This is a genomic window from Elstera cyanobacteriorum, assembly GCF_002251735.1.
Taxonomy (GTDB): domain Bacteria; phylum Pseudomonadota; class Alphaproteobacteria; order Elsterales; family Elsteraceae; genus Elstera; species Elstera cyanobacteriorum.
Map to the genome: position 1 here is coordinate 163,438 of NZ_NOXS01000034.1, position 18,692 is coordinate 182,129.

The window sequence follows — 18,692 nt, forward strand, 5'->3', positions numbered from 1 at the left end:
CAGCAGAAGGCTGAGCGACCGCCATGTCCAGCATGTCCCATCCCAGCGGCGCTGCGCCGCAGAACCGAGGCGGCGGGATTCTCGCGGCCGCTTGGCTCCTGCTGATCGCCCTGTTCGCCGGGGTAGCGGCCTGGGTTTTCGCCGTCACGCGCGGGGCGGAGGTTCCGGTGGCGCTGAAGCCCTTGGCGTCGGCGACGGTCACCCTTGCCCCGGCGAAGCCAGTGGCCCCCGCGCCCGTCGCGGCGGCCCCGAAGGCAGAAGCCGCAAAACCGGCCCCGACAACCGCAACGCCCGCGCCGATGCCGACGCCTGCGCCCGCGATGGTGTCGCCCCCCGCCTCCGTTGCCGTGCTGCCGCCCCCGGCCCCGGCGCTTCCGGGGCAACCGCTGGCCGCGATCGAACCGGCCCTGCTGCGCGATAGCCCCTATGGCCCGATTCCGCGCCTGTCGGCGGACCGCAAGCGCGCCCCCTGGCAGGTCTATGCCGCGCCCTTCGACGCGAGCGACACGCGCCCGCGCATCTCGGTCGTCGTCACCGGCCTTGGGCTGGCGAAAGATGTAACCGACCGGGCTATCGCGAGCTTGCCGCCGCAGATTTCTCTGAGCTTCAGCCCCTATGCTGCGGAGACGCCGAGCGCCGTTGCGGCGGCGCGTCAGCGCGGGCATGAGGCGTTGCTTGATCTCGCGCTGGAGCCGGTCAACTACCCGACCGTCGATCCCGGCCCGGCGACCCTGGTTTCGACCTATTCTGCGACCGATAATGTTGCGCGGCTGGACTGGGTGTTGGCGCGGGCGCAGGGCACCATCGGTGTAATCGCCCAGTTCGGCGACTCCTTCGGCGCGAGTGCAATGGCGATGGCCCCGATTGCGCAGGCCTTGCGCGAACGGGGGCTGATGTATGTGGATAACCGCGCCAGCCCGCAGCCAGCGATGATCCGCCTGTCGCGCGATTTCGCGGTGCCCTGGGCCTTTGCCGATGCCACCGTGCCCTTCGGTTCGGCGGATGAGGCGGAGGCACTGGTCGCCACCTTACACGCGCTGGAAAAATCGACGGTGAAACAGCGGTCGGTCATGGCCTTGGTGCCGGTCAGCCCGGTTGCTATCGTGACACTGGCCAATTGGGCCAAGACGGTAGAGCCGCGCGGCTTCGCCCTCGCCCCGGTCAGCGCTATCGCCAACCGCCAAGATGAACGGGATGCGGTGCGCCCATGACCGCAACGATGGAAGTCAACGGCGTCCGCTACCGGTTGGGCGTCGGGTTGATGCTGGTCAATGCCGACGGCCTGATCTTCGTCGGCGAGCGCGAGGATACGCCGGGCGCTTGGCAAATGCCGCAAGGCGGGATCGACGACGGCGAAGACCCGCGCGCGGCGGCCCTGCGCGAGTTGGGCGAGGAAATCGGCACCGAGGCGGCGGTGATCGAGGCCGAAACCGCCGATTGGCTGCGTTATGATTTCCCGGATTTTCTGGCCGGGAAAGCCTTTAAGGGCAAATACGCCGGGCAGATGCAAAAATGGTATCTGCTGCGCTTCACCGGCGCCGATAGCGATATTCGCCTCGATGCGCACGAACAGGAGTTTAGCCGTTGGCGCTGGTCGTCGGCGGAAGACGTGCTAACGGCGATCGTGCCGTTCAAGCGCGGCCTGTATGAACAAGTTCTGGCCGAATTCGGCCCCCTTTTGACCCGCGCTTAATCGGTTAGCCGAAACGGCACCTCCACCTCTGCCCAGGCGGGGGTTGGTGTGCCGTTTTCGTGCGCCGGTTCCAAAACCCAGGCACGCGCGGCGCTCAGGGCGGTTTGATCCAGCAACCGATGCCCGGAACTGCGCAACAGGCTTACTTCCGCCACGCGGCCATCGGCGCCGATCAACAGCTTGAGCCGGACCGTGCCTTCAATCTCGTCGCGCTGCGCCTGGGCTGGATAGGCGGGTGCTGGGCGGTGGCGGAATGTCGGCGCGGTCAGGTGGACCGGGGCGGGCGGCCCTGGGATGGATGGTTCTGGTATGACAGGTGCCGCCGCTGCGATCTCGGTTGACGCCCCTGGCGCCATCGCGGGAGCGGCGGCTACCGGCGCAGGCACCGGGGGCGCCGAGCGGGGGGCGGACTTGACTGGGCGCGGTTTCGGTGCCGGCAGGGCCGCGCTCGGTGGTACAACCGGCAGCGGGTCAGGTGTGGCTTGCGCCGCCTCCTGCGTGGCGGCAGGGGCCGGTGACGGCGGGCTATCGGCTTGCGGCGCCGGTTCCACAGGCGACGGAGCGAGGGCGACCAGTGCGACCGTTACACGCGGGGCGGGGGGCGGCACGGCATCGCGCGGCAGCGGTGCCCGTAGCACGGCGGCCAGCACAGCGGCGTGCAGCAGCAGGGAACCGACGACGCCCAGCGGCCCGAGACCGCGCGCTAAGCGGCTGAACGTCCGCTCGGTCACAGGCCGGGGTCGGCGGCTAGATCGTCGCCGCCAAGACTTTGCGCTTCCCAGGCGGCCAGCACCGCTAGCCCGTCGCGGTGGGTGGCACGCAGGGTAGGAATGCTACCACGCTCCTCGGGTGCGGCTTCGAGGTCGCGGGCCAAGGCGCGCAGCCGGGCGAACCCATAGTTCCCCGCCGCGCCCGCCAGCTTATGGGCAGCATCGGCACGCGCGGGCGCGTCGACGGCTTGGGCGAGGTCGGTCAAATAGCGGTCGAGCACCGAGCGGCAGACGCTGAGCAGGCGGCGGGTTTCCTGCTCCCCCAGGGCTTCGCAGAGTTCATCGAGCGGTTGCGGGTCGAGCAACGGCGGCCCGGCGTCGGCATCGGGCGGGGCGGGGTCTTCCGCCGGTTCGCTGCGCCAGGTGGGGGAGAGGGCGCTATCCTCCTGATCCCACAGCATTTCGCCGGACGACAGCACGGCCAAGGCCCGGTCGAGGCGGGCGGAGTCGATCGGTTTGCCTAAAACGCCAGACATCCCCGCCCGGCGGCAGGCGGCGAAAATATCCGGCATCAGATTAGCGGTAACGGCCAGGATCGGCAGCGGTTCCGCCCGTTCCGTTGCACGGGCGAGCAGGCGGCGCGACACCTCGTAGCCGTCCATGCCCGGCAGGCGCAGATCGACCAGCACGACATCGACCCGATGGCTTTCAAAGGCGGTCAGCGCTTCCGGCCCGTCCTTGGCGATCACCACCCGATGCCCCGCCCGGCGCAGCAGGCCGGAGAGCACCTGACGGTTGACCTCCTCGTCTTCCACCAGCAGGGCGACCAGTGAGGGCGCGTCGCGGCGGCGGTTGGCCGGGCGGGTTGCCGGGGCGGCGCTGGAGCGGGCGAAGGAGAGATCAATCCAGAACCGGCTGCCGGTGCCAACCAGACTATCGACCCCCATGCGCCCGCCCATGCCTTCCACCAGCCGCTTGCCGATGGCGAGGCCGAGGCCCGACCCGCCGAAGCGCCGAGCGGTGCCGCTTTCGACCTGATAGAAGGCATCGAAGAGGCGCGGGAGTGCCTCGGGCGGGATGCCGATGCCCGTATCCTCCACCGTAAAACGCAGGGCGATCCGTTCGGTCGCCGATTCTTGCACGGGGGCGCGGGTAACGGTCAGGCGCACCGCACCGCGCGGGGTGAATTTCACCGCATTGCCCAGCAGATTGAACAGCACTTGGCGCAGCCGGGCCGGGTCGCCCATCAGGTGGGCGGGTAGATCCGGTTCGATGGTCAGATCGACGCGCAGGCCCTTGGGTTCGGCGGTCACGCGCGTTAGGTCCACGAGGCCGCGCAACAGCGTCCCAAGGTTGAAGTCGCGGTTGTCGAAACTCACCTGCCCGGCTTCGATGCGCGACATATCCAAAAGATCATCGAGCAGCACCGATAGCATTTCGCCCGATTGGCGGATGGTCGCAACATAGGCGCGGGCGGTGGAGGAGAGCGCCTCCGCCTCCAAAAGTTCGGCCAACCCGATGATACCGTTCATCGGCGTGCGCAACTCGTGGCTCATCACCGCCAGAAACTCGGTCTTGGCGTAGGTCGCGGCTTCAGCTTGTTCCTTCGCGGCGCGCAGTTCGGCGGTGCGGTCATCGACCATCCGGCGCAGGCCGGTCTGATAGGCGTAGATCTTGCCCGCCATATCATTGAAGACTTCCGCCAGTCCCGCCACCTCCCGGCTGCCTTGCACGGGGGCGGGCAGCGGGGCCTGCGTGCCGCCAAGCGACCGGGCGGCCTGCGATAAGGCACCCAAAGGGGCGGCGATGCCGCGCGCGATTAAAATGGTGGTCAGCAGGGTTAGCAGCAGCGCGCCGATCATCGTCAGCGTGCCCGCCGTCTTCAACCGTTCGACCGTGCTCAGAGTTTCCGCCTGATCGGCCTTGACGATCAAGCCCCAGCGGAAGGTCGGCAGATAGCGCCATGCCGCAATGACCGGCTCGCCCCGGTAATCGACCAGAATATCGGTGCCCCGGTCGCCGTTGAGGGCTTTCGCCATCGCCGTGCCGAGGGGGGTATCGAAATAGAGCGACCCTAACTCCTGCCGATGCCGCACCGGGCCGAACAGCAGTGCCGCCTGCACCCCTTTACCGCCGACGATCGCTTCCCCCGACCGGCCCAGGGCGGCGGTATCGCCGATGATGTCGATCACCGTGCGCTTATCGATTTGCAGGGCGACGACGCCGATCAGCGTGCCATCCTCGAACACGGGGGCTGCGACGAACGCCGCAAGATCGCCCGACCGTTCGAGGTAGGAGAAGTCAGACACTTCGGCCTGCAACAGTGTCCGCGCCCGGTCGAACACCCCAGCGAGAACGGAGGTGCGGCCCGGCCCGCGCGCTAAATTGATGCCGATGTGGAATTTATCAATATCAGCGAATTTCACCGTGCCATCGGCGGCGATCAGGAAAATATCGGCGGCGCCGATGGCCACCCGGTAGCGGTTCAGGTCTTCGGCATAGCGTGCTTCCGCCTGCTGACGCCGAAAGAGGTTGCCGAAGTCGGACACGGCGGCAATCACGGCGGGCATGCGCGCGAGCAGGCTGACTTCCGACAGCCGGTCGCGGGCGAAACTTTCGATCCGCGCGGCCTTTTGATCGGCCAGCGAGGCCATGCGCGCCCGGGTTTCCGTTTCCAAGGCCGATTGCGTCGCGGTGAAATAAAGCCAGACCAGCGACATCAGCGGCAGCACTGCCAGCAACAGCGTTCCCAGCGCAATTTCGGCGGCCAACGGAATGCGGGCGCGGCGCCAGAAACTGCGGCGGGCGGGACGAAAGGGTTTCGCGTCGCTCATCGGATCGTCCGCGCGTCGGCAAGCGGCGGCTCCCAGCGGGCGCCCCAAGCGTCGTACAGCCGGTCGAGCGCGTGTTGCCAGTCGTCGGGGTCGAGCAACGTGGGGAAGGGGACGGGGCGCACCGGGCGGCTGCTGTCCCACACAGTGTCGATCTGGCCGTCGTCGGTAATCTTGCCAATGCGCACGGTTTTCCAAGCATAGAAGGTGAAGGGATCAATCGAGATCACCCCGCCCGGCGCCAGGAAGGACAGGCCGCCTAAAACCGGGCGCACGTCGCGCCAGGCAACCGATTGGGCGTCGCGCACCGCCCGCGCCCACAGGTGAATGCCGACATAGGCCGCCTCCATCGCCGCCGTGACGGGGACTTCGGGGCCGAAGCCGCGCAGCAGCCGGGCCTTAAACGCCTCGCTTTCCGCCGTGCGGATACTGTTGAAGGAGCTTTGCACCACGTAATCGCCCGCCATCAGCAACGGACCAATGGCGCGGATATCATCCTCGGTCACGGCAAAGGACATGACGGGTGTATGGTTCGACATAATGCCCGCCCCGCGCAGGGCTGTGGTGAAGGGGCCGTTGATCGTGCCGGCGCTGAAGTTGAAGATCACATCCGGGCGGGCGGCCTGAATGCGCGCCAGGACTGTGCCGAAATCCTGGGTGGTGTGGGACACATATTCCTCCCCCACCACCTGCCCGCGCAGGGCGTTGGTTTGCAAGCGCACCAGCCGGGCGGCGATCCGCGCATTCACCCCATCGAGACCGACGATAAAAATGCGGCGCCCCAGCGTATCCATCGACCATTTGATCACCGGGATGATCTGCTGGTTGGGGGCGGAGCCGAGATAGAGGATGTTCGGCGACTCCTCGATCCCCTCGGTCGGATAGGGGTAGATCAACCCGGCGTCGGCGGCTTCGATCAGCGGGCGGACGCTTTTGCGGCAGCCGGAGGTGGCGCAGCCGAAAATGGCCGGAACCTTCTCCCGCCCCAGCAGGCGCTGCACTTCGGCCAGGGCGACGGCATTGTCCGACATCGTATCGGCGGTCACGGCCTCCAGCGGGCGCCCGAGCAAGCCACCGGCGGTATTGATTTCCTGGATCGCGAGGCGCTGGGCTTTTTCGACATTGCGATCGGCGACCGACAGCGGCCCCGTGCGGGCGATCAGCAGACCGATCTTGATCGGGCGGGTGCTGGCGGGCGGCCCATCGAGCGCGATGCGGATGGCCCCCATCGCCGCCAGTGTCGCAACGACGGTGACGAAGACCCCGACCATGAACCCATTGCGCCGCCGCCGCTTGACCATCGTTCCCCAACCCTTATTCGGCTGTCATTGTGCGGCAGGCGGTTGAGGCCGCAAATAAAAAACGGCGGGGTGCCGTGGCACACACCGCCGTTTCATGAGGGCCGGGGCCTTTACGCGGCGTTGAACAACCGGCGGTCGACCAGCCCGCTTCCCGCGAGCGACCGCAGCGTCTTAGCGCCCGCCAAGACGGCGAGATCGATCAGCGGTTCGATGGCGATCACCAGCAGATAGGCGCCGCCGAAACTGCCGACGGCGGTTAACGTCTCGCCAGCGACCCCTTGGCCGAAGAAGGCCCAGAAGGCTACCCAGGCGACGATTCCCGCCTGATAGGTCGCCGATAGCGCCAGCGCTTGGGCGTAGCGCAGATCGACATAGGCGGTGCCCGCCGAAATCACCTTGCCCGCCACATAGCGCAGCGCGAAGAGCGGCGCCAACAGCGTCGTAACATTCATCCCATATTGCGGCAGGTCGAAGGGCGCGAAGAACAGCCCTTGGATCAGCAGGCCCAACATCAGCCCGATTGCGGTCGGCGCCGCGCCAAGGATGAGGAACAGGGTGGAGCCGAGGATCAAATGAACCTCGGACACGCCGACCGGGTAATGCGGCAGGATTTCAAAGAAGGAAAACACCAGGGCCGTTGCCAGGATGCTACGGGCCGCAGGCGACAGCGGGCCGCGCGCTTTTACGGCGTCCCAGGCAGATTTGACGGTATAGCCGCCTAGGGCGGCGGCGGTCGTATAGCCAAGCCAGAGCTTCCCGCCCTCGACCAGACCGGGTTCGATATGCATCTCACTCTCCTCTGCCGTCACACCCGACGGCTTGCGGTTTCACGATGCACAGGGCCGGTCTCCTGACTCGCGGGTCGGTGCCGTATCCCGGTCTTCCCAAGCCTTGCGGCTCAGTGACGGTTCGGGGCGGCTCGCCGCATACAGTCGCGGGGGCGGTTGGGGTTGGGGCGCAGGCGCCAATCCCATTCCCGTTTCATCCCGGCGGTGGATGAGACCGCCATAGGACACCCTATGCCCGGCCATCAGGACGGGGAAACGGCGGGAGTGTCAAGCCGGGCTTACAGCACGCCTAGGCCGCGCAGCCCTTTAACGGCGAAATTCAGCGCTAGGACGAGGATCAGCAGCCCGGAGATCAGCGGCAGTGCCTCCGCCCACGCCGCGAGGCGCCCGCCGCGCCCGGCGGCATGGCGCAGGCCGAGGCTAGCGGCAATGCCGATCCCGACCAGGGTAACCGCCAGCCCGATGCTGAACGCCGCAACCATCCCCGCGCCGAGTGCCAGGGCTTTCACTTGCAGGCAGACGATCAGCACCGTGATCGCGGCCGGGCAGGGGGTTAGGCCGCCGGTAAAACCGAACCACGCGATCTGCCCGGCCCCGACCGGCCCCGCGCCGCCAAAGCGGGCGGCGATGTCGCGCGCATGGGCCGCCGCATGGGCGTCGTGATCGTGATCATGGTCGTGGTGGTCATGCGCATGGTCATGGTCGTGCCGGTGCGGCGCCCCTGCCGCCCAGACCAACCGCCCGCCCAGCACCGCGATAATCGCGCTCGATGCCAGCAACAACCAGGGTTCGGCTTTATCCAGAATGAGCGCATCCCCGAGGCTGAGGCCGATCAGGGCAATCGCCCAGACGACCAGCGAATGGCCCAAGGCGGCGGAAACTCCCAGCAGCACCGCCTGCTTTGGCGTGCCGCGAATGGCGACGATGAAGGCCGCCATCAGCGATTTCGAATGCCCTGGTTCAGCGGCGTGCAGCGCCCCCAGCAGCAGGGCGGCGGGCAGGTAGAGCCACGGGGTATGGCTGCCGTTTACGATGATCTGGGCGAGGTCCGGCATGGCTTCCTACAGGAATTTGGCGAGCTGCTTTAGCTCTTCGACAGCCGCAGGGACATTGCTGCCCGCATCGTCCAAACAGTGGAAAATGTGATCCTGGATCAGCTCTTTCTTCGCTTTGGCAATGGCGGCTTCCACCGCTTGAAGCTGCTGGGCCAACTCCAGGCAGGGTTTGCCAGCCTCGATCATGGTGATGACGGCGCGCAGGTGGCCATCGGCGCGCTTAAGGCGCCCGATGATTTTGGGGTGCGAGGCATGCATGCCCTTATCCTATCCCCCTGGAGAGGATATTCAAGCCCAAAAGAAAAGCGGCCCGCAGGCCGCTTTCAATCAGGGGGTTGTCGCCAAATCGGGCGGGTCGGCGCGATAGGCCTCCCAGCCGCGCGACCGCAGTTGACACGCCGGGCAGGTGCCGCAGCCGTGCCCCCAGGGGTGCAGATGGGTGCGGTCGCCGAGATAGCAGCTATGGCTTTCGCGGCGAATCAGTTCGATCAGATCGACGCCGCCCAGGGTTTCCGCCAGTTTCCAGGTTGCCGCCTTATCGAGCCACATCAGCGGCGTATGCAGCACGAAGCGCTTATCCATGCCCAGGCCCAGCGCCACTTGCAGTGCCTTAATCGTATCGTCGCGGCAGTCGGGGTAGCCCGAGTAATCAGTCTCGCACATCCCCCCCACCAGATGCCGCGCCCCGCGCCGGTACGCCAGCGCCGCCGCTACCGTGAACATCAGAATGTTCCGCCCCGGCACAAAGGTATTCGGCAGCCCGTTTTCGGCATAGGTGATGACGGTATCGGCGGTCATGGCCGTCTCGCCGATGGCGCCGACGACGCTTAGGTCGAGCAGATGATCCGGCCCCAGCTTGCCGCGCCATTGCGGAAACTGCGCTGCCAGCTCGTCGCGGATGGTCGCGCGGCACTCAAGCTCGATCTTATGGCGTTGGCCATAGTCGAAGCCGATGGTTTCCACCCGGTCGAAGCGGTCGAGTGCCCAGGCAAGGCAGGTCGCGGAGTCCTGACCGCCGGAGAAAAGCACCAGCGCGGTTTCTGGAATCGACATCAGTTTACCTCCGGGCCGAAATAGGTGCATTTATCGCCGCTCGCCTGCCGCCAGACCGTGACCCGGTTCAGCCCGGCAAGATCGGGGGCAAGGGTGCGCCACAGGTACACACACAGGTTTTCCAGGGTCGCCGGGCCAAGGTCGGGCACATCATCGAGGAAATGATGGTCGAGCCGCGCCCGCACCGCTTCGAGCGCCCGGGTGAAGAGCCCAAGGTCGAGAATCATCCCGCTCACCGGGTCGGGGCGACCGCGCACGGTGATTTCGGCATGGTAGGTATGGCCGTGGATGCGTCGGCTGCTCTCGGTTTCGATCACGCGCTCCAGCGTATGGGCGGCTTCGAAATAGAATTGCTTAGAGAGTTCGAACAATTCACGGAATCCCGATCATCTTGTGGGTTTGTAGGCTTAGGCGCCAACGTGGGTGGGCCTGACAATAGTCAACGGCAGCGGCGGTGGAATTGATCCGCATCACGCCGCCGTCGGAAAGACCATCCATCGGCTGCAGCCAATAATGGCCGAAGGCGTCGGCGTCCAGCGTTTCGAAAACGTCAGGCAGCAACTCGGGCTGTGGAAACACTAGCTTCAGCTCGTGTCCCCAAGTCTGCACGAAGGGCGCGCCCGCCTTGGGGCTGACGCAGATCCAATCGATCCCCGCCGGGGCAGGCAGCGTGCCGTTTGTTTCGACGGCGATCTCAAACCCTTCGACCTTCATCGCGGCGATCAGGGCGGCATCGAGTTGCAGCAGCGGTTCGCCGCCGGTGAAGACGGCATAACGAAACGCGCGGTCCGGCCCCCACAGCGCGGCCAAATGGGCGGCCAAATCCTCCGGGCGCGCGAATTTGCCGCCGCCGTCGCCATCGACGCCAACGAAATCCGTATCGCAAAAGCGGCACACGGCCTCGGCGCGGTCGGTTTCCCGCCCGCTCCACAGATTGCATCCGGCGAAGCGACAAAAGACTGCCGCGCGCCCGGCCTGTGCCCCTTCCCCTTGCAGGGTTTTGAAGGCTTCCTTGACGCTGTAAGACATGGGATGATCCTTTAACCCTGCCTTATAGCGAAGCGAAGGCCGGGATGGCAGGGGGCTGCTGTGCAGGCTGCCATGCTTGACGCTTCTGCATGCCCGGCTTATGTGAACCCTATGGCTTTACTCAACATCCTGACCGCGCCCGATCCGCGCTTGAAGCAGAAATCCACGCCCGTCGGCACTGTCACGCCCGAAGTGCGGCAGTTGATGGATGACATGCTGGAAACCATGTATGCCGCGCCCGGCATTGGCTTGGCCGCGCCGCAGGTCGGCGTTTTGAAGCGGGTCATCGTCGTCGATATCTCGCCGGAGCCAGAGAAGCGCGCGCCGCTGCGCATGGCCGACCCGGAACTCATCTGGGTTTCGGACGAGGATGCGGATTTCGAGGAAGGTTGCCTATCGGTTCCGCAGCATTATTCCAACGTCGTCCGCCCCGCCGCGATCCGCGTGCGCTATAAGGACGAAACGAATGCCGAGCGGGAGCTGGAGGCAACGGGCTTGCTCGCCACCTGCATCCAGCACGAGATCGATCATCTCGACGGGGTGCTGTTCATCGACCATATCTCGGCGCTGAAGCGGAATATCATTCTGCGGAAGCTGCTGAAGACGAAGAAATCCGCCACCTCTGCCGCGCCGGTCGCTTAAGCATGCGGCTCGCGTTTATGGGCACGCCGGTGTTTGCGGCGGTGGCGTTGCAGGCGCTGATCGATGCGGGGCACGAGATCGCCGCCGTCTACGCCCAGCCCGCCCGCCCGGCAGGGCGCGGGCAGAAACCGCAGCCCTCGCCGGTCGAAAACCTCGCCCGTCAGCATGGCCTGCCGGTGTTCACGCCGATCAGCCTGAAAGCGCCGGAAGAACAAGCCGCCTTCGCCGCCCTGAACCTCGACGCCGCCGTGGTCGCCGCCTATGGGCTGATCCTGCCGCGCGCCGTGCTGGAGGCCCCGAAACGCGGCTGCTTCAATATTCACGGCTCCCTGCTGCCGCGCTGGCGCGGGGCGGCGCCGATCCAGCGGGCGATTCTGGCCGGGGATGCCGCAACCGGTATCACCATCATGCAGATGGAAGCGGGGCTCGATACCGGGCCAATGCTGCTGAAGGGCGTGCTGCCGATCACGGCGGAAACAACGGGCGGCAGCCTGCACGACGCGCTTGCCGATCTTGGCGCGCGGTTGATGGTGCAGTATCTTGCCGATCCGGCGGCCTACCCGCCGGAGGTTCAGCCCGAAGACGGCGTGACCTATGCCGCCAAGATCGACAAGGCCGAATTGAAGCTCGATTGGTCGCTGCCCGCCGGGCAGCTCGACCGGGTGATCCGCACCTTCGCCCCCAAGCCGGGCGCCTGGGCGGAGATCAACGGCGAGCGCGTGAAGGTGCTGGCGGCGGTTCCTGCTCCCGGTTCCGGGGTGCCTGGCACCGCGCTCGACGATGCTGTGACGATTGCGACCGGGGAAGGCGCATTGCGCCTGACCCACCTACAACGCCCCGGGAAAGGCCCGGTCGCCGCCGCCGATCTGCTGCGCGGTTGGCCGGTTCCGGCAGGAACGCTGCTTCACTAAAGGATAGGATGCCATGACCCAGCCCGTCGTTCTCATCACTGGCGCCGGGCGCGGCATCGGTGCGGCGCTTGCCCAGCAGCTTGCGGCCCAGGGCGCCAAGGTCGGCGTGCTCGCCCGTCGCCGGATAGATGCTGAGGCGGTGGTGGCGACGCTGCCCGCCGGATCGGCCTTGGCGCTGGCGTCTGATATCCGCGACCGCACAGGGCTGCGCGAGGCCTTGGATGAACTGCAAGAGCATTTCGGCCCGCTGACGGCGCTGGTGAATAATGCCGCCATCATTGGCCCGCTGGAAAAATTCCACGAGGCGGACCCGGACGTTTGGGCCGAAGCCATCGATGTTAATCTGACCGCGACCGCCTGGGTAACGCAGGCGGTTCTGCCGCTGTTTCTGGCGCAGGGCGGCGGCACCATCATCAACGTGTCCTCCGGCGCCGCCCATCGGGCAATCCCGGGGTGGAGCGCCTATTGTGCATCCAAGGCTGGGTTGGCGATGCTGACCTATGCCCTGCACGCCGAATATGCCGACGCCGGGGTGCGGGTGTTCGGGATTGCGCCGGGGGTGGTCGATACGGGGATGCAGGCAGCAATCCGCGCGTCGGCCCATGCGCCGGAACGGTTGCGCGACCGCGCTAATCTGGCCCAGGCCGATGATCCGGCGCGGGTGATCGCCGCGCTGCTGGCCCCGGCGGCGGATGCGTATCGCGGGCAGGACCTCGACGTGCGCGACGCCGATTTGCGGCGGGCCTTAGCAATCACCTAATGGTTACTTAGCGTTTTTGGATACGAGACGATTGTCACGCGCCGTTAAAGCTGGCACCATTTTCTCCTAAACGGGCACAAACGAAAGAAATGCCCGAAAAATCGAAAGCACCTGGGGACAAGGCGCTTCGATGGGGGGAGAAAAACGATGCAGCCTGAAACCGGCGGATCCCGGTTTGGGATCAAGGCGCGTCTCTATGGGACTTTTGCGCTGATCGCCTGCTTAACCGCTATAAACGGTGGTGCGGCGTTCTTTTCGATGACGGAAACCGGCGACGGGGTGGACCGCTTGGGCGGGGCCGTGCTGCCGTCGGTCATCGCCTCGCTAGAACTCGCGCAAGTCACGGCCAGTTTGCAGGCCGAAGCGCCGGGGCTGGCCCGGGTTGAAACCGCCGAGGATTTGAAACAGCGCACCGATTTGGTGACGGGCCTCGCTGCCGCTCAAAAAGAAAAGCTCGCGGCCTTATCAGCCCTGCTGGGGGCCGAGGGGGTGGTCGAGAAAATTGCCATGCTCAGCAACCAGGGCGATGCGCAGATCAAACGGTTGGCGGACCTTGGGGCCAAACAGATTGCCGTCAATGAGCATCTGGCGAAAATCACCGCCGATACGATGTTTGATTTTGAGGATTTCAACGATTATCTGCGCCCGCTGATCGAAACCACCGATATGGATTTGAAGCGCACGGTGCGCTCGGTCAGCGATGCCGGGGCAAAAACGGCGGAATTGGCGCAAAAACTCTCCACCGCTGATCTGCCAACCCTACGGCTGCTGCTCGATATTCAATCGAACACCAATCTTGCCATCGGCATGCTGACGGCGGCGGCCAGCGTACCGCGCGGCACTGGGTACGATACGCTTCACCCTCGCTATAGTTGGGCCGAAGTCCGTATTACGGATGCGATCAACGCCTACCCGGACCCCACCGATAAGGAAAAATTGGCGAAACTGACCGGGGCGATCCTGAAGCGCGGTCAGGGGGCGGAGGGGGTGTTCGAAACCCGCGCGCGGCAATGGCAGCTTGAGGAAGAGGTAACCCAGGCCGAAGATCAACTCGCCAGCGGCTCGGCAACGCTCGGGCAGATCGTGGCGGATTTGGTAAGCGCCCAGCGCGGCACGGCTGCGGCGACTGCAACGGCAACCCGGGGCCAGGCCGAACTTTCGCTGATCCTGCAACTCGGTATCAGTGCGGCAATGATCGTTGCGATTTTCCTGCTGGCCTGGCTTTACGTCGGTCGGTCGGTGATGCGGCGCTTGCAGCATCTGGCCGATGCGATGCGCCGGATTGCGGCGGGCGAGCTTGATACGCCGATCACGACGCGCGGCGGCGATGAGGTGGCGGCCATGTCGCGCGCCTTGCTAGTCTTCCGCGATACGGCGCGGGATGCGGTGGCGGCCACTGCCCGCGTGGAGGCCGAACGCGCTGCCGCCGGACAGCAGCGGCGCGAGGCGATGCTATCGATGGCGACCATGTTCGAGGCCGATGTGCAGCAGGTCGCTACGCGCGTGTCGGGCGCCGTCGATAAGGTCTTCGGCAGCGTCGCGGCGATGCGCGACCTGACCGGGCAGAACCAAGCCAAGGTCGCCCAGGCGGTCGAAGCCTCTGAACAGGCCAATCAAAGCGTGGCGCAGGCGGCGGCAGCGGCGGAACAGCTCGCGCGCTCCATCACCGAAATTGCCCGCCGGGTTAGCGAGTCGGCGCAAATGTCGGGCACGGCGGTTCAGACCGTGACGGCGACGCGCGAGACGGTGGAAGGCCTGTCGACGGCGGCGCAGAAGATCGGCGCGGTGGTCGATCTGATCCATCAGGTCGCGGCGCAAACCAATCTTTTGGCGCTGAATGCCACTATCGAAGCGGCGCGCGCCGGGGAAGCGGGCAAAGGCTTCGCCGTGGTCGCGGGGGAGGTGAAGCAACTCGCCACCCAGACGGCCAAGGCAACCGACGAGATTTCGGCCCAAATCACCCAGGTGCAGAAGATCGCCGCCAATGTTGCCGAGGCAATCCGCACGGTGCAGTCGGTGATTACTGGGATCGAGGGGATCGGCGCGTCCATCGCGGCGGCGGTGGATGAGCAAGATGCCTCCACCCGTGAAATCGCCCGTGGCCTGCACGTTGCGGCGGATAGCAGTACCGAAGCGGCGGGCTTGCTCGCGACCGTTACCGAAACGGCAGCGACGGTCGGGCGGTCGGCGTCGGAAACCCTGACGGCGGCGCAAGTCCTGCGCGACGATACGGGGCATCTGTCCACGGAAGTCGATCATTTCGTTACGAAAGTCCGGGCGGCGGTTTAAGCCGCGCCCCGGTTAGCTTCATTGCCCTGGGAGGCCGCTCATGGTCCGTGTCCCGCTTTCCCTAACCCGGAGTGATCCGCGCCTGCACAGCCCGGTGCTGCAGGGGCTTGCCAATGACCGCCAGCAGGAAATCCTGAAGCTCGCCCGTGCGGCGGGCCGGGTGACGGTGGAGGATTTGGCGGCGCGCTTCGAAGTGACACCGCAGACCATTCGCAAGGATCTCAACGATCTCTGTGACCGGCGGCTGCTGTCGCGCGTGCATGGCGGCGCGGTGATTTCGTCGGGCGTTAGCAACCTCGCCTATCAGGCCCGGCGCTTTGTCGCGCAGGTGGAGAAGGAGGCGATTGGTGCGGCGGCGGCAAAGCATATTCCCAACCGCGCCTCGCTGTTCATCAATATCGGCACGACGACGGAAGAAGTGGCGAAAGCCCTGGGCGGGCACGAAGATTTGTTGGTGATTACCAATAATCTCAACGTCGCGACCCTGCTGTATCCCAACCCCAATATCGATGTGATCGTCGCGGGCGGGCCGGTGCGTCGGTCCGACGGGGCGGTGGTGGGCGAGGCCACGGTGCAGTTCATTCATCAGTTCAAGGTCGATTACGCCGTCATCGGAGCGTCCGCGATCGATGAAGAGGGTGCGCTTTTGGATTTCGATTACCGGGAAGTGCGCGTTTCCCGCGCTATTATCGAAAATGCCCGGCACGTTATTCTGGTGGCGGATCGGCTGAAATTCGAACGAACCGCGCCGGTCCGCATTGGTCATGTCTCGGAAATCGATCTTTTCGTCACCGACCGGCTGCCGGATGGAAAAATCGCAGAAATCTGCCGCGCGCACTCGGTCGAAGTGGAAGAGGTCGGCAGCTTCGAAGAAGAGACGGTCGCTTGATCGTTGCGAAAATATTGCATCGCACACCCGCGTTTCGGACTTGAGTTCGCGAAAAGGCGCGAATAGGATAAAACGAAATCAAGAAACGCGCGGATGAAGCCTGAAGGCGAAACAATCCGCGCTACACGGGGGGAACGGATGGAGCAGGTCTTCGACCTTGCCATCATCGGCGGCGGTATCAACGGCTGCGGCATCGCGCGCGACGCGGTGGGGCGCGGCTGGTCCGTCTATGTCTGCGAACAGAATGATCTCGCCAGCGGCACGTCCTCCTGGTCCACCAAGCTTATCCACGGCGGGTTGCGCTATCTCGAACATTATGAATTCCGGCTGGTGCGCGAAGCGCTGATCGAGCGGGAAATCCTCTGGTCCCTCGCGCCGCACATCATCTGGCCGCTGCGGTTCGTGCTGCCCCATCATCGGGGTTTGCGCCCGCAATGGCTGCTGCGCCTCGGCCTGTTCCTCTATGATCACATCGGCGGCCGCAAGCTGCTGCCTGCCACGCGAACGCTTGATCTGACGCGCGATGCGGCGGGCGAACCGCTAAAGCCGGGGTTCACGCGCGGGTTCGAATATTCCGACTGCTGGGTACAGGATGCGCGCTTGGTTGTGCTAAACGCGATGGATGCCAAGGCGCGCGGCGCGACCGTGGAAACCGGCACGCGCTTTGTTTCGGCGGAGCGCAAGGCCGACCGCTGGGTGCTGACCGTGCAGAGCGGCGACGGGGAGCCGAAGCAAATTCAGGCCCGCACCCTTGTGAATGCGGCGGGGCCGTGGGTGGCGGAGGTGCTGAGCCAGCGCATCCGCTCCAACAGTCAGGCCAAGGTGCGGCTGGTCCAAGGTTCGCACATTGTTGTGCGCAAAATCTTCGATCACGACCGCTGCTATATTTTTCAGAATGCCGATGGCCGCATCATCTTCGCGATTCCGTATGAGCGGGAATTTACCCTGATCGGCACCACCGATCAGGATTACCAGGGCGATCCGGCCAAAGTGGCGGCGACGCCGCAGGAAATCGCGTATCTCTGCGCGGCGGCCTCGGAATATTTCAAGAAGCCGGTACAGGAAAGCGATGTCGTCTGGACCTATTCCGGCGTCCGCCCGCTCTACGACGATGGCGCCTCGAAAGCGCAGGAAGCGACGCGCGATTATGTGCTGACGCTTGATGCGCCGGGCAGTGCCGCGCCGCTGCTGTCGGTCTTCGGCGGCAAGATCACTACCTATCGGCGGCTGGCGGAAGCCGTGCTGGACAAGCTCGGCCCCCTGCTGCCGGAAGCCCTGAAAAAGCCGAAAGGCTGGACCGGCGGCGAGCCGTTGCCCGGCGGCGATTTCCCCGTCACGGGCTTTACCGACCTGCTGGCCGATGTGCAAAAACGCTACCCCTTTCTGGCCCCTGCGCACGCTTGGCGGCTGGCGCGCACCTATGGCACCCGCGCGCACTTGCTGCTGGGCGGGGCCGATAGCGCCGCCGACCTGGGGCGGAACTTCGGGGCCGATTTGACCGAACGCGAGGTTCTCTATCTGATGAAACACGAATGGGCGCGCCGGGCGGAGGATATCCTCTGGCGGCGCAGCAAGCTCGGCCTGCATCTCTCGGCGGCGGATAGCGCGGCGCTCGATCAGTATATGGCGGCGGCAGCGAAAGCGGCGGAGGGCGCAGCATGAGCCTGACCCTCACCGGCATTGGTAAGCGGGTCGCGGGCGAGGATCATATCCGCGACGTCTCCCTGACCCTGGCGCATGGCACGGTGAACGTGCTGCTCGGCCCAACCTTGTCGGGCAAGACCAGCCTGATGCGGCTGATGGCCGGGCTGGATAAGCCGACCGCGGGCACGATGACCTTCGACGGGCGCGATATCACGGGCCTCGACGTGCGCAAGCGCTCGGTGGCGATGGTCTATCAGCAGTTCATCAATTACCCGACGCTTACGGTGTTCGAAAATATCGTCTCGCCGCTGCGGGTGGCGGGGGCATCGAAGGCCGAGATCGAGAAGCGGGGCCAGGAAGCGGCGGCGCTGCTACGCCTGACGCCGTACCTCGACCGCACGCCGTTACAGCTTTCCGGTGGCCAGCAGCAGCGCACGGCCATCGCCCGCGCGCTGGTGAAAGGCGCCGATCTGGTGCTGATGGACGAGCCGCTGGCGAACCTCGATTATAAACTGCGCGAAGAATTGCGCGAAGAACTGCCCCGCCTGTTTGCGGCGACTGGCAGTATCTTTGTGTACGCCACCACCGAACCCACGGAAGCGCTACTGCTCGGCGGCCATACCGCCACCCTGTGGGAGGGGCGGGTGACGCAGTTCGGGCGCACCGCAGAAATCTACCGCACCCCTCGCGATCTGATTACCGCGAAGGTCCTGTCCGATCCGCCGCTGAATACGGTGTCGGTGGCGAAGAGCGGCAATACCTACCGGCTGCCGGATGGGTCGAGTTTCGAAACCGGGCGTTTCCAGGTGGCCGATGGCGCCTATCTGATCGGTTTCCGCGCCCATCACGCCCGCCTGTCCGACGCGCCGGGGCTGCATCTGGCCGGTCACGTCGCCGTGTCGGAAATTACCGGATCGGAAAGCTATATCCATGTCGATGCCGGGGCCGACCGTTGGGTGGCACTTGCATCCGGCGTGGTGAAGGTCGATCCCGGCGCGCCGATCCGCCTATCGCTCGATCCGCAGCATCTTTTCCTTTTCTCGCCGTCCGGTGCGCTGGTTGCAGCCGCCGACGCGGCCCCGGTTGCGTGAGGCGAT

The 18,692-nt window shown here is 65.5% G+C and carries 18 protein-coding genes and 1 riboswitch; of the genes, 9 read left to right on the forward strand and 9 right to left on the reverse strand.

The annotated features are described in order from the left end of the window. Positions 1–23 precede the first annotated feature (23 nt). Both CHR90_RS15760 and CHR90_RS15765 read left to right on the forward strand, forming a co-directional pair. Complete coding sequence (locus CHR90_RS15760; protein ID WP_094410066.1) at positions 24–1,211, forward strand: divergent polysaccharide deacetylase family protein; 1,188 nt, start codon at positions 24–26, stop codon at positions 1,209–1,211. Then, a complete protein-coding gene (locus tag CHR90_RS15765) occupies positions 1,208–1,693 on the forward strand; it encodes an RNA pyrophosphohydrolase (protein WP_094410067.1) in 486 nt (161 codons plus the stop codon). Before CHR90_RS15760 ends, CHR90_RS15765 begins: the two co-directional genes overlap by 4 nt. Here CHR90_RS15765 and CHR90_RS15770 read toward each other — a convergent pair. The 9 genes from CHR90_RS15770 to queE form a co-directional block, all read right to left on the reverse strand. After that, positions 1,690–2,424 carry an energy transducer TonB gene (locus CHR90_RS15770; protein WP_094410068.1) on the reverse strand — a complete coding sequence of 245 codons (735 nt, stop codon included), beginning with the start codon at positions 2,422–2,424 and terminating at the stop codon, positions 1,690–1,692. The two genes, CHR90_RS15765 and CHR90_RS15770, sit on opposite strands and share 4 nt — an antisense overlap. After that, positions 2,421–5,237: a hybrid sensor histidine kinase/response regulator gene (locus tag CHR90_RS15775; protein WP_094410069.1), complete on the reverse strand. Its 2,817-nt coding sequence runs from the start codon at positions 5,235–5,237 to the stop codon at positions 2,421–2,423. Before CHR90_RS15775 ends, CHR90_RS15770 begins: the two co-directional genes overlap by 4 nt. After that, a complete protein-coding gene (locus CHR90_RS15780; RefSeq protein ID WP_094410070.1) occupies positions 5,234–6,535 on the reverse strand; it encodes an urea ABC transporter substrate-binding protein in 1,302 nt (433 codons plus the stop codon). The genes CHR90_RS15775 and CHR90_RS15780 overlap by 4 nt, the downstream gene beginning before the upstream one ends. A gap of 110 nt (positions 6,536–6,645) precedes the next feature. After that, positions 6,646–7,323: an energy-coupling factor ABC transporter permease gene (locus CHR90_RS15785; protein WP_094410071.1), complete on the reverse strand. Its 678-nt coding sequence runs from the start codon at positions 7,321–7,323 to the stop codon at positions 6,646–6,648. 35 nt (positions 7,324–7,358) lie between these two features. Continuing rightward, positions 7,359–7,570, reverse strand: a riboswitch (cobalamin riboswitch). 31 nt (positions 7,571–7,601) lie between these two features. Beyond that, the gene (locus tag CHR90_RS15790; protein ID WP_094410072.1) at positions 7,602–8,378 is read right to left on the reverse strand and encodes a nickel/cobalt efflux transporter; all 777 of its coding nucleotides are present in this window, start codon (positions 8,376–8,378) and stop codon (positions 7,602–7,604) included. A gap of 6 nt (positions 8,379–8,384) precedes the next feature. Further along, entirely contained in the window at positions 8,385–8,636 is a 252-nt protein-coding gene (locus CHR90_RS15795) for a metal-sensing transcriptional repressor (protein WP_094410073.1), read from the reverse strand. A 69-nt stretch (positions 8,637–8,705) separates the two neighbouring features. Next, positions 8,706–9,431, reverse strand: a complete 726-nt coding sequence (gene queC / locus CHR90_RS15800; RefSeq protein ID WP_094410074.1) for a 7-cyano-7-deazaguanine synthase QueC — start codon at positions 9,429–9,431, stop codon at positions 8,706–8,708. Next, positions 9,431–9,802 (reverse strand): 6-pyruvoyl trahydropterin synthase family protein, encoded by a 372-nt coding sequence (locus CHR90_RS15805; RefSeq protein ID WP_094410075.1) that lies wholly within the window; start codon positions 9,800–9,802, stop codon positions 9,431–9,433. The genes queC and CHR90_RS15805 overlap by 1 nt, the downstream gene beginning before the upstream one ends. Before the next feature lies 1 nt (position 9,803). After that, positions 9,804–10,460, reverse strand: a complete 657-nt coding sequence (queE, locus tag CHR90_RS15810) for a 7-carboxy-7-deazaguanine synthase (protein WP_094410076.1) — start codon at positions 10,458–10,460, stop codon at positions 9,804–9,806. 111 nt (positions 10,461–10,571) lie between these two features. Here queE and def point away from each other — a divergent pair, with 111 nt between their 5' ends. The 7 genes from def to CHR90_RS15845 all read left to right on the forward strand — a co-directional run bounded on the left by def (position 10,572) and on the right by CHR90_RS15845 (position 18,686). After that, the gene (def, locus tag CHR90_RS15815) at positions 10,572–11,102 is read left to right on the forward strand and encodes a peptide deformylase (RefSeq protein WP_094410077.1); all 531 of its coding nucleotides are present in this window, start codon (positions 10,572–10,574) and stop codon (positions 11,100–11,102) included. A gap of 2 nt (positions 11,103–11,104) precedes the next feature. After that, the gene (gene fmt, locus CHR90_RS15820) at positions 11,105–12,013 is read left to right on the forward strand and encodes a methionyl-tRNA formyltransferase (RefSeq protein ID WP_094410078.1); all 909 of its coding nucleotides are present in this window, start codon (positions 11,105–11,107) and stop codon (positions 12,011–12,013) included. Between the two features lie 13 nt (positions 12,014–12,026). After that, the gene (locus tag CHR90_RS15825) at positions 12,027–12,773 is read left to right on the forward strand and encodes an SDR family oxidoreductase (protein WP_094410079.1); all 747 of its coding nucleotides are present in this window, start codon (positions 12,027–12,029) and stop codon (positions 12,771–12,773) included. A 147-nt stretch (positions 12,774–12,920) separates the two neighbouring features. Beyond that, positions 12,921–15,062: a methyl-accepting chemotaxis protein gene (locus CHR90_RS15830; protein WP_094410080.1), complete on the forward strand. Its 2,142-nt coding sequence runs from the start codon at positions 12,921–12,923 to the stop codon at positions 15,060–15,062. A gap of 40 nt (positions 15,063–15,102) precedes the next feature. Next, the gene (locus CHR90_RS15835) at positions 15,103–15,951 is read left to right on the forward strand and encodes a DeoR/GlpR family DNA-binding transcription regulator (protein WP_094410081.1); all 849 of its coding nucleotides are present in this window, start codon (positions 15,103–15,105) and stop codon (positions 15,949–15,951) included. A gap of 93 nt (positions 15,952–16,044) precedes the next feature. After that, the gene (gene glpD, locus CHR90_RS15840; RefSeq protein WP_229671559.1) at positions 16,045–17,613 is read left to right on the forward strand and encodes a glycerol-3-phosphate dehydrogenase; all 1,569 of its coding nucleotides are present in this window, start codon (positions 16,045–16,047) and stop codon (positions 17,611–17,613) included. Beyond that, on the forward strand, positions 17,610–18,686 hold the full coding sequence (locus CHR90_RS15845) for an ABC transporter ATP-binding protein (protein WP_094410083.1): 1,077 nt from the start codon (positions 17,610–17,612) through the stop codon (positions 18,684–18,686). Before glpD ends, CHR90_RS15845 begins: the two co-directional genes overlap by 4 nt. Positions 18,687–18,692 lie beyond the last annotated feature (6 nt).

Bases quoted from the DNA above. Each gene is read 5' to 3' on its own strand.
- CHR90_RS15760 (WP_094410066.1), top strand. From the start codon at position 24: ATGTCCAGCATGTCCCATCCCAGCGGCGCTGCGCCGCAGAACCGAGGC.
- CHR90_RS15845 (WP_094410083.1), top strand. From the start codon at position 17,610: ATGAGCCTGACCCTCACCGGCATTGGTAAGCGGGTCGCGGGCGAGGAT.
- CHR90_RS15765 (WP_094410067.1), top strand. From the start codon at position 1,208: ATGACCGCAACGATGGAAGTCAACGGCGTCCGCTACCGGTTGGGCGTC.
- CHR90_RS15835 (WP_094410081.1), top strand. From the start codon at position 15,103: ATGGTCCGTGTCCCGCTTTCCCTAACCCGGAGTGATCCGCGCCTGCAC.
- CHR90_RS15775 (WP_094410069.1), bottom strand. From the start codon at position 5,237: ATGAGCGACGCGAAACCCTTTCGTCCCGCCCGCCGCAGTTTCTGGCGC.
- glpD (WP_229671559.1), top strand. From the start codon at position 16,045: ATGAAGCCTGAAGGCGAAACAATCCGCGCTACACGGGGGGAACGGATG.
- CHR90_RS15790 (WP_094410072.1), bottom strand. From the start codon at position 8,378: ATGCCGGACCTCGCCCAGATCATCGTAAACGGCAGCCATACCCCGTGG.
- queE (WP_094410076.1), bottom strand. From the start codon at position 10,460: ATGTCTTACAGCGTCAAGGAAGCCTTCAAAACCCTGCAAGGGGAAGGG.
- CHR90_RS15795 (WP_094410073.1), bottom strand. From the start codon at position 8,636: ATGCATGCCTCGCACCCCAAAATCATCGGGCGCCTTAAGCGCGCCGAT.
- fmt (WP_094410078.1), top strand. From the start codon at position 11,105: ATGCGGCTCGCGTTTATGGGCACGCCGGTGTTTGCGGCGGTGGCGTTG.
- CHR90_RS15830 (WP_094410080.1), top strand. From the start codon at position 12,921: ATGCAGCCTGAAACCGGCGGATCCCGGTTTGGGATCAAGGCGCGTCTC.
- queC (WP_094410074.1), bottom strand. From the start codon at position 9,431: ATGTCGATTCCAGAAACCGCGCTGGTGCTTTTCTCCGGCGGTCAGGAC.
- CHR90_RS15780 (WP_094410070.1), bottom strand. From the start codon at position 6,535: ATGGTCAAGCGGCGGCGGCGCAATGGGTTCATGGTCGGGGTCTTCGTC.
- def (WP_094410077.1), top strand. From the start codon at position 10,572: ATGGCTTTACTCAACATCCTGACCGCGCCCGATCCGCGCTTGAAGCAG.
- CHR90_RS15785 (WP_094410071.1), bottom strand. From the start codon at position 7,323: ATGCATATCGAACCCGGTCTGGTCGAGGGCGGGAAGCTCTGGCTTGGC.
- CHR90_RS15825 (WP_094410079.1), top strand. From the start codon at position 12,027: ATGACCCAGCCCGTCGTTCTCATCACTGGCGCCGGGCGCGGCATCGGT.